Here is a 13,819-nt window from a genome sequence, read left to right as displayed (position 1 = left end):
GCACCCCGTGCTAGCGGTCAGTGCCCGGCTTCTCGGTCCCGTCGCGCCAGTTCCGCGAACATCGCATTGTGCGCTGCCAGGTCGGCGTCGTCGTCGCGGTCGGCAGCCCGGTCGACCCGCCGTGCGGTGCGGCCGTCGCTGCGGGACCACTGGATGAGCAGCGCCATCATCACCAGCACCAGCGGGATCTCGCCGGTCGCCCACGCGATGCTGCCACCCAGTTGCTGGTCACCCACCAGGTCGGCGTTCCAGCCCAGTCCGAGCGACCGGTAGTACCACTCGCCCATCACCGCACCCATGCTCATCAGCGCCACACCGAAGAACGCGTGGAACGGCAGCGAGCCGAACACCATCGCGAGCTTCGTCACCGGCTGCAGTTTGCGCGGCGACGGGTCGACGCCGATGGCGACCCAGTAGAAGAGGTAGCCGCTCAGCAGGAAGTGCAGGTTCATCAGGACGTGCGCGGAGTGCGAGTCGACGGCGGCCTCGAAGATCCCGCCGAGGTACAGGGCGTAGAACCCGCCCACGAACAGCACCGCCGCGACGACGGGATGGGTGATGAACCGGGAGAACGGGCTGTGCAGCGCCGTCAGGATCCACTCGCGCAGACCCGGCACACCGTTCTTGCCCGCCGGATCGAGGGCACGCAGGGCGAGGGTGATCGGCGCACCCAGCACCAGCAGGACCGGGGTCAGCATCGACAACGCCATGTGCGCGCCCATGTGCACGCTGAACACGGCCGGTGAATAACGTCCGACACCCGACGACGTCGCCACGAGGAGCACCACGCATCCGCACATCCACGCGACGGTCCGGCCGACGGGCCAGCTGTCGCCGCGACGCCGGAGTTTGCGCAATCCGAGCGCGTAGACGACGGCCAGCACGATCGCGGCGGTGCCGTAGAGGAGGTCGAATCGCCAGTCCAGCATCAGCCTGGCGAACGTCGGCGGCCCCGCCAGGTTGTAACCGAGTTCCACCTCCGTGAGGGTGGGCGCCGCGGTCGGAGGGGGCGGGGGCGTGCGGCCGAGCCCGACGGCGAGGCCGATCGTGGCGGCGAACACCATGACCTCCGCGCCGGCGAACCGGATCAGATTGCCGCGGCTGGCCGGATCCTTCTGCAACGCGGGCAGGGCCCGTCGACGCTGCGCCCAGCCGAAGACCCCCAGGATGACGAGCGCCACGATCTTCGCGACCACCAGGCGTCCGTATGTCGTGTCGACGAGGTCACCGATCTGGACGCGTACGAGCGCGTTCACCACACCACTGACCGCCATGACGACGAAGCAGACCGTCGCGACCGCGGAGAACCGGCGCGCCGCCACGTCGGTGTAGGCGCCGCGCCTGCGGGCATGGGCGAGGAGAGCGAACAGGCCACCCGCCCACAGCGAGGCCGCGACGAGGTGCAGGATCAGACTGTTCGTCGCCATGTCGTGCGAACCGCCCGACGACGAGTGCCCCGTCAACGCGAGCGGCATCAGCCCGAGGATGCCGACGACCAGAAGGATCGGCGTCCACCACCAGCGCAGCACGAGCCGGGATGCGATCGCGAGGACGATCGCGATGATCGCGGTCCAGCGCCAGGCGCCGGCGAGTTCGACCTGATCGATCGAATTGAAGATGTTGGCCGGTTCGACCGCCTCGGCGAAGGGTTGCCCGGAGGTGTCCGACAACGTCAGCGGGACCAGGACGAGGGCGGTCCCGGCCCACACGATCGCGGCGTACGACGCCGTCCGGACCGCACGGTAGCCGTCCACGTCCAGGACACCGGATTTCTGCGGCGGCACGAAGAACGCCGCGAGCAGCAGCGATCCGATGGCGATGACGGCAGCGATCTCCGACACAGCCCGCATCGCGGGCAGTCCGTAGGTGGTGATCGGGCCGGGATCCGGAATTCCCAGCAGCACGAGCGCCTGAGCAGCGGAAAGTCCGACGACGATTGCCGCTACCAGACCGGCGATGAGTCCGCCGACGACGAACAGGGCGGTCGAATCGGCGCGATTCGGGGGTTTCGATGCCGGGTCGGACGCCGCGAGCTGGGGTGTAGCCATACATCAAGGGTAGGACCTACGACAGGCCGTCGGAGACGCGAGGGTTCCGTCGCCGCTCCGGTTACCGTCGACAGGGACGTGTCCCGAGGGAGCGAGAGGCTGAGAGATGGCTGAGTTTCTGATCATCGCGGTGGCGCTGTTCTTCGCGGGCATGGGTGTGTACGGGCTCGCCGCGCCTGCCCGGCTGGTCGCCCCGTTCGCCCTGTCCGCGGATTCGGCGACGTCCCGCGCCGAGGTGCGCGCGGTCTACGGCGGCTTCGGTGTCGCGGTGGCGGCCCTGCTGTTCTTCGCGGCTTTCGACGCGTACGGCATCCGATCCGTCGCCTCGGTGACCGTGGCCGTCGCCCTGCTGGGGATGGCCTTCGGCCGGATAGTGTCGGCCGTCGCCGACCGGCCGACCCGCTTCTACCCCGTGTGGTTCTACTTCGTGGTCGAGCTCGTTCTGTCGGGACTTCTGCTCTCCGCGGCCGCCGTGGGCTCGTGACTCGGACACCCCAGCCCCGGTCGGAGCGCTCGGGACGGCAGGTAATATTTGCTGCGCGCCTCCGTAGCTCAGGGGATAGAGCAAGAGCCTTCTAATCTCTTGGTCGCAGGTTCGAATCCTGCCGGGGGCACTCATCCGACGGAGCACCGACACGCGAAAACCCCCGACCACCTGGAGGAACAGGGATCGGGGGTTTCGTGTCAGTCCTTCAGGAACGCCAGCAGGTCGGCGTTGATCGTCTCCGCCTGCGTGGTGGGCATGCCGTGCGGGAAGTCCTTGTACGTCTTCAGCGTGCCGTTCGCGAGAAGCTTCGCGGACAGTGGTCCCGCGTCCGCGTAGGGGACGATCTGGTCGTCTTCGCTGTGCATCACCAGCACCGGCACCGTGATCTTCTTCAGGTCCTCGGTGAAATCGGTCTGCGAGAAGGCGACGATCCCGTCGTAGTGAGCTTTGGCCCCGCCCATCATCCCCTGGCGCCACCAGTTCTCGATGGTCGCCTCCGAGGATTCCACGCCCGGTCGGTTGAATCCGTAGAACGGGCCCGACGGCAGGTCGCGATAGAACTTCGAACGATTGGCGGCGAGCTGTGCCTGCAGGTCGTCGAACACATCCTTGGGAAGGCCGCCCGGGTTCGCCTCCGTCTTCACCATCAGCGGCGGTACCGCGCTGATCAGTGCGGCCTTCGACACCCGGCTCTCGCCGTGCCGCGCGAGATAGTGCACCACCTCGCCGCCGCCCGTCGAATGGCCGACGTGGATGGCGTCCTGCAGGTCGAGATGCGCGGTCAGCTCCGCGAGGTCGTCGGCGTAGTGGTCCATGTCGTGGCCGTCGCCGGTCTGTGTCGAGCGTCCGTGACCGCGCCGATCGTGGGCGATGACGCGATAGCCGTGCTGGAGGAAGAACAGCATCTGTGTGTCCCAGTCGTCGGCCGACAGCGGCCAGCCGTGGCTGAACACGATGGGTTGACCGGTTCCCCAGTCCTTGTAGAAGATCTCCGTGCCATCCTGGGTAGTGATCGTGCCCATGTGGTTGCCTTCCTTGACCGCTCTGGGGATGACGCCGATGTGGACGCAATTTCAGTACATCAAACTTCGGTACGTCGCAGGGCGGCTTCGACCGCAGCATCCTGTACGACCGTCCGATAGGTATTGCGCCCGTCGTCCGTACCCGGAGTTCCGTACTCGCGCGTAACAAACCGACCAATTAGTCTTGTTCGCGCATCGCCCCAACCCGACGGGGCAAGGGTGCACCGGGACCCGCCACCATCCTCCGCGAGTGGCGGGTTTCCCGCGTTCAGCTGCCGTTACTCGCGCATCCGGTGTCAGCTCTCCGGTGGAACCTCGAACACCAGCAGGGTGCTGGTGGCGGTGGCGACGAGGCGGCCCTGCGAGTCGGTGACCTCCCCTTCCGCGAACGCGATGCGGCGACCCGACTTCTTCACGACGCCGGTGGCCGTGAGGGCCCCCGAGTCCCGGGTCGCCCCGCGGATGTAGTTGACCTTGATCTCGACCGACGTGTAGCCCCACCCCGCGGGCAACGTGGTGTGCACGGCGCAGCCTGCAACCGAATCGAGCAGGGTGCACACGGCGCCACCGTGGATGGCGCCGATCGGGTTGTACTGCGACTCGTCGGGGTCCAGCGCGAAGACGACCCTTCCGGGTTCTGCCTCGAGGAACCGCAGGTTCATCAGGCTCGCGATCGGGGGCGCGGGAATGTCGCCGCCGAGGATCGCCCGCAGGTAGCCGAGGCCGTCGAGTTCTCGCGCTTTCCGCGCCGGACCCGCCGGGTCGCGCCATTCGACGGTCCTCGATCGCACCTCTCCCCACTCCGCGTCCGCCACGCCCTCGACGGTCGACACCGCGCCGTTTCCGGACTCGCTCACTATGCCGCCCCCTGCTGCGCCGGCTGCGGATAGAGGACGTCGAGGTCGCCCGACAGTGCCGCCTTGACGGTGCGGGAGGTGTCGTCCGCGAGGACTTCGTTGGCGCCGGACTCGATGCCGTCGAAGGCCAGTCGCGCGACCTCGGCCGCGGAGATCTTCGGCACGTCCAGTCCGCTCGTCATATCGGTGTCCATGTACCCGAGGTGCAGCCCGACCACCTGGATGTTCTGCGCCGCGAGTTCGGCACGCATCGCGTTGGTGGCACTCCACAGGGCGGCTTTCGAGACGCTGTACGAGCCGCCGACGGCCAGCCATGACAGGACGGAGTGCACGTTGAGGATCGCGCCGCCCCCATTGGCGGCGATGATCGGTGCGAGCACGCGAGTGACGTTGAGCGGCCCGTAGAGGTTGGTTTCGAGTTCGCGGCGCATTCCGTCGAGATCACCCGTGAGCGGCGACTCGCCGATGAGGATGCCGGCGTTGTTGATCAGGACGCCGAGGTCCCCCACGTGCTCCGCGGCGGCGTAGACCGATTCGGGGTTCGTGACGTCCAGCTCGACGGGCACGACCCGCGGATGCTCCTCGATCGTCGACGTGTCACGCGCCGACGCATAGACCGTGCGCGCTCCTCGCGCGAGCGCCTCGGCGACGAAGGCACGCCCGAGTCCGCGGCCGGCTCCGGTGACCAGCACCGTTCGATCTTGAATCGTGGTCATGACGACCCCTTCGAATGAGTAAGTCTGCTTTTCCAACTAACTACGGTCACGACAGTAATCCCTATTAGTTGGAAAACACAACCCTCTATGATGGAGGGCATGACCAACGGCGACACCGAGCGAGCGACACCCGAGATCGTCATGGACCGCATGCCACTGGCGCCGAGACCCTGCGCGATCGCCGCCACCATGGAACTGATCGGCGACCGCTGGTCCATGCTGGTGATCCGCGAACTGAGCTACGGGGTGCACCGCTTCGACCGGATTGCCGGGTACATCGGCGTCTCGCGCGACATCCTCACCGCGCGACTGCGCAAGCTCGAGGAGGTCGGCGTCATCGAACGCAGGCAGTACTCCGAGCACCCTCCCCGCTTCGAGTACCACCTCACCGCGGCGGGCGAGGACCTGCGACCGCTGCTGCTCTCGTTGTTCCAATGGGGCAGCAAGTGGGCCGTCGACGAGGCCCCGTCGGTGCTCGTGCACGAATGCGGGCACTCACTGGAGCTGGAACACCGCTGCGCGCACTGCGGCGAGGCAGTCGAGAACACCTCTGTCGCAATGCATTCCCGCACACCACTGCGGAAGCCCTAACCTTTCCGCCCGGCCCAATACAGGACACCCGACATCAGGTCTATAGTTTCCAAAGTAAACGTCAGGTAACGAATTCCTCACACGTCAGGCAGGTGGGTCTGTGTCAACGCGCGACCAGGTAGCAGAGATCTACGAGCAGGTCCGCCTGCGGAACGCCGGCGAACCCGAGTTCCACCAGGCAGCCGCCGAGGTCTTCGAGTCGCTGCAGGTCGTGCTCGACCACCACCCCCACTACGCGGACTCCGGATTGATCGAGCGGCTGTGCGAGCCCGAGCGGCAGATCATCTTCCGGGTGCCGTGGGTCGACGACTCCGGCAACGTGCACGTCAACCGCGGTTTCCGCGTGCAGTACAACAGTGTGCTCGGCCCCTACAAAGGTGGCCTGCGGTTTCACCCCAGCGTGAACCTGGGTATCGTGAAATTCCTCGGCTTCGAGCAGATCTTCAAGAACGCCCTCACCGGACTTCCGATCGGCGGCGGCAAGGGTGGTTCCGACTTCGACCCCAAGGGTCGCTCGGAGGCCGAGATCATGCGGTTCTGCCAGTCGTTCATGACCGAACTGCATCGCCACATCGGCGAGTACACCGACGTCCCGGCAGGTGACATCGGCGTCGGCGGCCGCGAGATCGGCTACCTGTTCGGCCAGTACAAGCGCCTCACCAACTCCTACGAGTCGGGGGTCCTCACCGGTAAGGGCCTCACCTGGGGCGGCTCGCAGGTGCGTCGCGAGGCGACCGGGTACGGCGTCGCCTACTTCGTCGCCGAGATGCTGAAAGCCGCGAACAGCTCACTGGGCGGCAAGACCGTCGTCGTCTCCGGTTCCGGAAACGTCGCGATCTATGCGATCGAGAAGGTGCACCAACTCGGCGGAATCGCGATTGCGAGCTCCGATTCTTCCGGATACGTCGTCGACGAGAAGGGCATCGACCTCGAGCTCCTGAAGGAGATCAAGGAGGTGCGGCGCGGACGGATCGGTGAGTACGCGGACACGGTGCCGCATGCCCGGTTCGTGCCGAACGGATCCATCTGGGACGTGCCGTGCGACGTCGCGCTCCCCTGCGCCACCCAGAACGAACTCGACGAAGCGGCCGCCAAGACGCTGGTGGCGAACGGCGTGCAGGCGGTGGCCGAGGGCGCGAACATGCCCACGACCCCGCAGGGCGTCCAGGTGTTCCGCGATGCCGCGGTGGCGTTCGCCCCGGGCAAGGCGGCCAACGCGGGCGGCGTCGCCACGTCGGCACTCGAGATGCAGCAGAACGCGTCCCGCGACTCGTGGGGCTTCGAATACACGGACGAGCGGTTGGCCGGAATCATGCGCGGTATCCACGAACGCACCGTGGCCACGGCCGCCGAGTACGGCATGCCGGGCGACTACGTGCACGGCGCGAACATCGCCGGTTTCGTGAAGGTGGCCGACGCCATGATCTCGCTCGGCGTCATCTAGCAGAACGAACAGTGGCGCGGCCGTCGCCGGCCGCGCCCCGTTCGAGGCGCGAACGTGTCAGCTCACCTGACACTGTGCTGCCCCCATTCGACCCAGCACATCTGCTTGACGTCGGGCCGGGGGTTCTTGGTGGGCAGCGGCTGCGAACAGCCGGTCTCGCAGATCGGCTTGGCCGACGCCATGCCGGCGGCACCGGTCAGCGAAATGGCAAGGGCTGCAAAGCCGGCGAGCGCGATACGCGCTGTGGTGGAGATGGTGATGGGGGACATGGGTTCCTTTCGGCGGGCGGTTTCGTGCTGCAGCCAGCATTGACCGGAGCCCTGTCCGCAGAAAGGCCGCCGAGGGTGCAATGAACACACCCTCGGCGGCCGGATCTCTACCTGGGCGAAACGCCCGGTCGGCTTACTCAGTCGACCGGTTCGGCCTCGCCCTCGTCGTCACGGGCCTTCTTCGCGGCCTCGCGCATCTCGATGCCGTCGGACACCCAGTCACCGATCTCCCGGGTGACGTCCCGGACGGCGCCCGCGATGATCGTCGCGATCTGGCCCACGTGCGTTGCCGCGGACTCCGTCAGTTCCTGCACGGTGTCCTTGCGCCGCTCGAACTTCCCCACCATTGTTTTCGCCTCTCAGGCTGCAGTCTTCTGCCGCTCGACGATAACACCGGGAGGGGTGTCGGACGAGACGAGACCGGGCGGCAGCGCGAACTTGAAGATCTTCCCCCACACGGAGCCGATCTGCTTGAAGAAGCCACCGGTGTTGTAGGGCAGCCCGTGCTTCTCGCACAGCGCCTTCACGACGGGTGCCATCTCCGGGTACCGGTGGGCGGGCAGGTCCGGGAACAGGTGGTGCTCGATCTGGTGCGACAGGTTGCCCGACATGATGTGGAACAGCGGGCTCCCCTCGATGTTCGCGCTTCCGAGCATCTGCCGGACGTACCACTCGCCGCGAGTTTCCTCCGCGGTCTCGTCCTCGGTGAAACTCTGCACGCCGGTGGGGAAATGGCCGCAGAAGATGATGGAGTACGCCCACACGTTGCGGATCAGGTTGGCGGTCACGTTGCCGAGCAGTGTGGGGACGAACAGTGGCCCGGTGAGCGCCGGGAAGATCACGTAGTCCTTGAGTACCTGCCGACCGGCCTTGCGCCACCAGCCCTTCAGCAGCGGCTTGACGTCGTGCCACTTCCGCTTGCCCTGGATCACGTTCTCCGCTTCCAGGTCGTGCATCATGACGCCCCACTCGAACAGCATCATCAGGAAGAAGGCGTAGACCGGGTTCCCCAGATAGTAGGGGTTCCACTTCTGCGCCTCGTCGATCCGGAGGATGCCGTAGCCGATGTCCCGGTCCCGGCCGAGGATGTTGGTGTACGTGTGGTGCATGTAGTTGTGGGAATGTTTCCACTGATCGGCCGGGCAGACGGTGTCCCACTCGAACACGCGGGAGTTCAGGCCCGGTTCACGCATCCAGTCGTACTGGCCGTGCATGACGTTGTGGCCGATCTCCATGTTGTCGAGGATCTTCGACACACCGAGAGCACCGACCCCGGCAATCCAGGCCGGCGGGAAGAAACCGAGATACATCAGCCCGCGACCGGCGACCTCGAATCCCCTCTGCGCCTTGATGATCTTGTAGATGTATTCGCGGTCCTCGGCGCCGAGGTCCGCAACTGTCCGGTCGCGGAGGGCGTCCAGTTCCCGGCCGATCTCTTCGACCTGGTCGTGACTGAGCACCACCGGGGCGTCGTTGCGGGAACCGTCGGAGCCGTCGACGAACGGGAGGAACGAGAGTGAGAGTCCAAACATGTCGGTCTCCAAGCGTTGAATGTCTTGTGAAAGTCAGATGTCGAGGGCGACGTCGCCCACCGGAACCGAGACGCACAGCTGGATCGCCTTGTCCGGGTCGGTGTCGGTGTCGCCGGTGCGGACATTCTTGGTGCACCCCGACTTCTTCACCGTCGTGCAGGAGAAGCAGATGCCCATCCGGCACCCGTACTCGGGATGGAGCCCGGCGGCCTCCGCCTGTTCGAGCAGCGTGGCGCCGGAATTGTCCGCGGTGACACCGCTGGCGGTGAAGGACACCTCGCCACCGGCCTCACCCTCCGCCGGGGCTGCGGCGGGAGCGAATTCCTCGGTGTGCAGACGGTCCTCGATGCCGAGTTCGCGATACACCTCCCGAACGCCACGCATCAGTCCGGGCGGGCCGCACAGGAAGGTTTCGGCGTCCGCGTACCAGGGCGCCACCGCGTCGAGGTGCTCCTGACCGAAGAACCCGTGGAGATGGCCGCCGGTCTCCTGATCGGTGTACGCCAACACGAGGGAGACGTTGGCGTTCGCGTCCGCGAGTGCGCGCAACTCGTCGAGGTACGCGACGTCGTTTTCGGTGTACGCGTAGTGCAGAAAAGTGATGCTTCCGAAGTGCTGCTCGTCGACGAGGGTGCGCAGCATCGACAGAACCGGGGTGATTCCGCTGCCTCCGCTCACCAGCAGGAGCCGGCGAGGGCGCGGAGACGGGAGGGTGAATTCGCCCGCCGCCTGAGACAGGTCGAGCACCAGACCGGGGTGCGCGTGCGCGTGCAGGTACTGCGAGACCAGACCCTCGGGGTGCGCCTTGATCGTCAGCTCGACGAGCCCGTCGGTGGACGCCTGTGCATTGGCCGGTGAGTAGCACCGGGTGTGCCGAACCCCGTCGATCACGACGCCCACCTGCACGAACTGCCCCGCACGGAATCCCCGCCACTGACGGGTGGGACGCAGCGTGAGGGTGACGGTGTCGGCGGTGGACCGCCGGACCTCGACCACTTCGGCTCGCAGGTCGCGCACGGTGACCATGGGAGTGACAAGTTCGAGGTAGCGGTCGAGCTGGTGCGGAGTGGCCATCGCCTCGAACAACGACAGCAGCGAGAACCTGCGTCCCTCCGCCGGACGACTGGTGTGGGCAACTGACACGTCAGCCTCCTCCATTTGAGTGCACGGTTGTACACTGACAATAGTGTGACAGAGAGAGACAGGAACTTGTCAATCGAAATGTGACCGCACGCACACCCCAGACAGCGATCGGATACGCATGCCGGATGACGAGTACGAGCACCCGGAGATGACGGGTGTCGGCGCGGCCGCGAATACACTCACTGCCGTGAGTCAGTCGACCGGCGCCGAACCGGAGAGCAGGGCAGCCCGCAAGGAGCGCACGAGGAAGGCCCTTCTCGACGGCACACTCGAACTCATGGCGGACCGTAGTTTCGCCGGCGTGAGCCTGCGCGAGATCGCCCGCACCGCGGGAATCGTGCCCACCGCGTTCTACCGCCACTTCGCGTCCATCGAGGAGCTCGGCGTGGTGCTCGTCGAGGAGGGCATGCGAATTCTGCGGCAGATGCTCCGCGACGCCCGCCGCACCCCGAGCACCAAGAGCGCAGGCGCATCCCTCGACATCCTCGTGCGGCAGGTCCGCACCCACGAGGCGCAGTTCCGGTTCCTCAGCCGCGAACGCTACGGCGGCGTCCCGGAAATTCGCCGGGCGATCGCGACCGAGATGAAGCTGTTCGTCAGCGAACTCACGGTTGACCTGTCCCGCATCGACGGTCTGCAGTCCTGGGACCACGACGACCTGGAGATGGCGGCCGACCTGATCGTGTCCACCATGTTCGCCGTCGTCGTCGATCTGCTCGAGGCCGATCGTCCCGGAAGCCGAAGTGAGGCCGAAGTGGTCGCGCGTGCCGAACGGCAACTGCGCCTGATCATGCTCGGCATGAGCGGGTGGAATCCCGCGAAGTAGTGGCGCTCTCGCCGTACGGTGGGGGCATGTTGTCAACCTCGGAACACGCGCACATCACCCTCGGCGACCTGACGTTCGACGTCACCACCAGCGGTCCGGCCGACGGCGTCCCCGTCGTTCTCCTGCACGGGTTTCCGGAGAGCGCCGCGTCCTGGGAACCGGTCAGCGCCCTGCTGAACGAGTCCGGTCTGCGGACGTTCGCCCCGAACCAGCGCGGATACTCGCCCGGTGCGCGACCCGACGGAGTCGACTCCTACCGGATCGACCACCTCGTCGCGGACGTAATCGGATTGCTCGACGCACTCGGTCTCGACTCGGCACATCTCGTCGGGCACGACTGGGGAGCCGCCGTGGCGTGGGTCGTCGCGGCGCGGCACCCCGACCGGATCACCTCGCTCACCACCGTGTCGGTGCCACATCCGGGCGCGTTCGGCTGGGCCTTGCGCGAGGACGCCGATCAGAAGGAACGCTCCTCCTACATTCGTCTCCTCAGGACGGAAGGCAAGGCCGAGCGGGTCCTCCTCGAGGAGAACGCGCGGGCGCTGCGCGCGATGTTCGGTGACGTCGTCGCGCCGGCGCTCGTCGACCGGCACGTCGCGCTGCTCGGCGAACCGGGAGCGCTCACCGGCGCGCTGAACTGGTACCGCGCGATGACGAGCGACTTCGAGCAGACGCCTGCCGTCACCGTTCCCACGACCTACGTCTGGAGCACCGGTGACCAGGCGCTGGGGCGTGCGGGAGCGGAAAGGTGCGGCGAGTTCGTCGATGCGCCCTACGAGTTCGTCGTCCTGGACGGTGCCACGCACTGGATCCCGGAGCAGCGGCCCGACGCCCTCGCGGACGCGATCCTCACGCGTACCGGAACCGCACCGAACTGAACCGAAATCCGCTCTTCCCCTCGACGGGGCGTGCGTTCTGGTTTGATGGCACTACTCGTCTCGTGCACCGTGGGAGGGCACCATGAGTGGCATCGCAATCCTTCTGGTCGGCGCCGTTCTGTGCTTCGCCGGTGTCGGTTCACTCCACGTCGCCGTTCTCGCCTCGGGTTTCGGCCTCGGCTGGCTCCTGGCCGATCTGCTGTCGCTGTCGCTCGAGACGACGTTTCTGGTCGCGGCGATCGGTGCGGTCGTGGTGTGGGTGGCCACGACCCTGATCTTCAAGTTCGCCGCATTCTTCATCGGGATCGTCGCGGGCGCGGTGATCGGAGCGAAGCTCAGTCGTGTCCTGCAACCCGACGACGCCGGCTGGCTCCTCAGTGGAGTCGTCATCGTCGCACTCGCCGTCGCGTGTGGCTTCCTCGCCGACCGGTACCGGGCACGGGCGTTGTTGTGGCTCACTGCGCTCGGCGGCGCCAGCATGGTGCTGACCGGGCTCGGCTTGGCCATCCCCCCGCTGCGTTTCTTGGAGGATCCGAACGAGGGCAGCCAGCAGTTCTTCGCCACGCTGATCTGGATCGGCGTGGCGGCGGCGGGCTGGCTAACACAGCGGCGGCTGTTCCCGGAGAAGCTCCGGATCGATGACAATCGCGCGCGGCGCTAGTCGCGATCGGGCGCCTTCACCACCGTCAGCGCGGCGAGCCCGATCGCGAGCACGATCACCAGTCCGATGATCCCGGCCCGATCCGCCGCGAACCACCAGGCGAACAGCCCGAAGAGGGTGGGCGAGAGGAACGACACCGCGCGACCGGTTGTCGCGTACAGACCGAACATCTGCCCCTCCCGGCCGGGCGGTGTGATCCGGGCCAGGAACGTCCGCGCGGATGACTGCGCGGGACCGACGAACAGGCACAGCAGCAGTCCGAAGATCCAGAACATGGCCGGTCCGGAGACGGCCGTCAGTACGACGCCGACGACGATCATCGCGATCAGGGATGTCATGATGACGGTCTTCGGTCCGATCCGATCGTCGAACCGGCCGGCGGTGAGCGCGCCGAGCGCGGAGACGACGTTGGCCGCGACGCCGAACAGCAGCACGTCACCCGCGCCGATGCCGTAGACGTTGACGGCGAGGACGGCGCCGAATGTGAAGACACCGGCCAGTCCGTCGCGGAACAGCGCACTCGCCACCAGGAAGTACACGGTGCGCCGGTCGGCGACCCAGAGGTCGCGCAGATCGCGCCACAGCACCCGGTACGACTCGACGAAACCGGCCTTGTCGGCACCCGGATCCGCGTGGGGGCGGGGTAGCTCGGGGACCTTCAGCAGGACGGGGATCGCGAAGATCGCGAACCAGACGGCGGCGAGCAGCGCCACCATCCGGATGTTCAGTCCGCCGTCGGTGGTGAGCCCGAGGAATCCCCGGTTGTCGCCGTCACCGGAGATGAATCCGAAGTAGCACAGCAGCAGCAGCACGATCCCGCCGAAATAGCCCATCGCCCAGCCGAACCCGGACACCCGGCCGATGTTCGCCGGCGTCGACACCTGCCTGAGCATCGCGTTGTACGGGACGCCGGCCAGTTCGAAGATCACCGAACCCGCGGCCAGCAGCACCAGCCCGAGCCACAGGTACTGATACGAGTCGCGGACGAAGAACATCGCCGCCATGCACCCGACCGTCGCGAACGTGAGGACACCGAGCGCCCACTTACGTCGTCCGGCGGCGTCGAATCGCTGACCGGTGACGGGGGCGAGCACGGCGATGAGGAAACCGGCGATGCCGAGCGACCATCCCAGCCACGTGCTCGCGGAAATCGACCCCGGCAGGTCCTCCCCCACGGCGTCCGTCAGGTACACGGAGAAGACGAACGTGAGGATCACGGCGTTGAAGGCGGCCGATCCCCAGTCCCACAACCCCCACGCGACAACCTGTCTGCGCGTCGCGGCCTCGCCGATCCCGGCCGGCGGACGAACGTCGGTGCTCATGTCCGCGAGCCTATGCGAGCGAA

15 protein-coding genes and 1 tRNA gene are annotated in these 13,819 nt (G+C 66.8%); 7 read left to right on the top strand and 9 right to left on the bottom strand.

What is annotated here, in order from left to right; translation table 11 throughout:
- Positions 1-17 precede the first annotated feature (17 nt).
- Complete coding sequence (locus QM841_RS21940; protein WP_283333568.1) at positions 18-2,048, bottom strand: bifunctional copper resistance protein CopD/cytochrome c oxidase assembly protein; 2,031 nt, start codon at positions 2,046-2,048, stop codon at positions 18-20.
- Positions 2,049-2,154: 106 nt separating this feature from the next.
- Between QM841_RS21940 and QM841_RS21935 the strand changes: the two genes are divergently transcribed.
- Positions 2,155-2,532, top strand: coding sequence for a DUF4345 family protein (locus QM841_RS21935; RefSeq protein WP_283333567.1), 378 nt, complete (start codon positions 2,155-2,157; stop codon positions 2,530-2,532).
- A 57-nt stretch (positions 2,533-2,589) separates the two neighbouring features.
- A tRNA-Arg gene (locus tag QM841_RS21930) sits at positions 2,590-2,662 on the top strand.
- Positions 2,663-2,732: 70 nt separating this feature from the next.
- Here the strand turns inward: QM841_RS21930 and QM841_RS21925 are convergent.
- The 3 genes from QM841_RS21925 to QM841_RS21915 all read right to left on the bottom strand — a co-directional run bounded on the left by QM841_RS21925 (position 2,733) and on the right by QM841_RS21915 (position 5,130).
- Complete coding sequence (locus QM841_RS21925; protein WP_283333566.1) at positions 2,733-3,557, bottom strand: alpha/beta fold hydrolase; 825 nt, start codon at positions 3,555-3,557, stop codon at positions 2,733-2,735.
- A gap of 296 nt (positions 3,558-3,853) precedes the next feature.
- Positions 3,854-4,414 (bottom strand): PaaI family thioesterase, encoded by a 561-nt coding sequence (locus QM841_RS21920; RefSeq protein WP_283333565.1) that lies wholly within the window; start codon positions 4,412-4,414, stop codon positions 3,854-3,856.
- The gene (locus QM841_RS21915) at positions 4,414-5,130 is read right to left on the bottom strand and encodes an SDR family oxidoreductase (protein WP_283333564.1); all 717 of its coding nucleotides are present in this window, start codon (positions 5,128-5,130) and stop codon (positions 4,414-4,416) included. The genes QM841_RS21920 and QM841_RS21915 overlap by 1 nt, the downstream gene beginning before the upstream one ends.
- A gap of 87 nt (positions 5,131-5,217) precedes the next feature.
- Between QM841_RS21915 and QM841_RS21910 the strand changes: the two genes are divergently transcribed.
- Entirely contained in the window at positions 5,218-5,721 is a 504-nt protein-coding gene (locus QM841_RS21910) for a winged helix-turn-helix transcriptional regulator (RefSeq protein ID WP_283333563.1), read from the top strand.
- 100 nt (positions 5,722-5,821) lie between these two features.
- The gene (gdhA, locus tag QM841_RS21905) at positions 5,822-7,165 is read left to right on the top strand and encodes an NADP-specific glutamate dehydrogenase (protein WP_283333562.1); all 1,344 of its coding nucleotides are present in this window, start codon (positions 5,822-5,824) and stop codon (positions 7,163-7,165) included.
- A 62-nt stretch (positions 7,166-7,227) separates the two neighbouring features.
- On the opposite strand, the gene QM841_RS21900 is transcribed toward gdhA, so the two are convergent.
- The 4 genes from QM841_RS21900 to QM841_RS21885 form a co-directional block, all read right to left on the bottom strand.
- Positions 7,228-7,434, bottom strand: coding sequence for a hypothetical protein (locus tag QM841_RS21900; RefSeq protein WP_283333561.1), 207 nt, complete (start codon positions 7,432-7,434; stop codon positions 7,228-7,230).
- A gap of 137 nt (positions 7,435-7,571) precedes the next feature.
- Positions 7,572-7,781, bottom strand: coding sequence for a hypothetical protein (locus QM841_RS21895; RefSeq protein WP_009474106.1), 210 nt, complete (start codon positions 7,779-7,781; stop codon positions 7,572-7,574).
- 12 nt (positions 7,782-7,793) lie between these two features.
- Complete coding sequence (locus tag QM841_RS21890; protein WP_009474107.1) at positions 7,794-8,966, bottom strand: fatty acid desaturase family protein; 1,173 nt, start codon at positions 8,964-8,966, stop codon at positions 7,794-7,796.
- Between the two features lie 33 nt (positions 8,967-8,999).
- Positions 9,000-10,109 carry a ferredoxin reductase gene (locus QM841_RS21885; protein ID WP_283333560.1) on the bottom strand — a complete coding sequence of 370 codons (1,110 nt, stop codon included), beginning with the start codon at positions 10,107-10,109 and terminating at the stop codon, positions 9,000-9,002.
- 118 nt (positions 10,110-10,227) lie between these two features.
- On the opposite strand from QM841_RS21885, the gene QM841_RS21880 reads away from it, so the two are divergent.
- From QM841_RS21880 to QM841_RS21870, 3 genes are all read left to right on the top strand, one after another.
- Positions 10,228-10,935: a TetR family transcriptional regulator gene (locus QM841_RS21880; protein WP_283333559.1), complete on the top strand. Its 708-nt coding sequence runs from the start codon at positions 10,228-10,230 to the stop codon at positions 10,933-10,935.
- A 26-nt stretch (positions 10,936-10,961) separates the two neighbouring features.
- A complete protein-coding gene (locus QM841_RS21875; RefSeq protein ID WP_280782321.1) occupies positions 10,962-11,813 on the top strand; it encodes an alpha/beta fold hydrolase in 852 nt (283 codons plus the stop codon).
- Positions 11,814-11,895: 82 nt separating this feature from the next.
- Positions 11,896-12,474 carry a DUF4203 domain-containing protein gene (locus QM841_RS21870; RefSeq protein ID WP_283333558.1) on the top strand — a complete coding sequence of 193 codons (579 nt, stop codon included), beginning with the start codon at positions 11,896-11,898 and terminating at the stop codon, positions 12,472-12,474.
- Here QM841_RS21870 and QM841_RS21865 read toward each other — a convergent pair.
- The gene (locus QM841_RS21865; RefSeq protein WP_283333557.1) at positions 12,471-13,796 is read right to left on the bottom strand and encodes an MFS transporter; all 1,326 of its coding nucleotides are present in this window, start codon (positions 13,794-13,796) and stop codon (positions 12,471-12,473) included. The genes QM841_RS21870 and QM841_RS21865 overlap by 4 nt on opposite strands.
- Positions 13,797-13,819: the final 23 nt, after the last annotated feature.

Origin of the sequence: Rhodococcus sp. IEGM 1307 (genome assembly GCF_030056915.1) — a bacterium.
In the GTDB taxonomy this organism is placed as follows: domain Bacteria; phylum Actinomycetota; class Actinomycetes; order Mycobacteriales; family Mycobacteriaceae; genus Rhodococcus_F; species Rhodococcus_F opacus_D.
The sequence above is the reverse complement of the archived record's forward strand: the minus strand, read 5'-3'. Positions and strand labels throughout refer to the sequence as shown.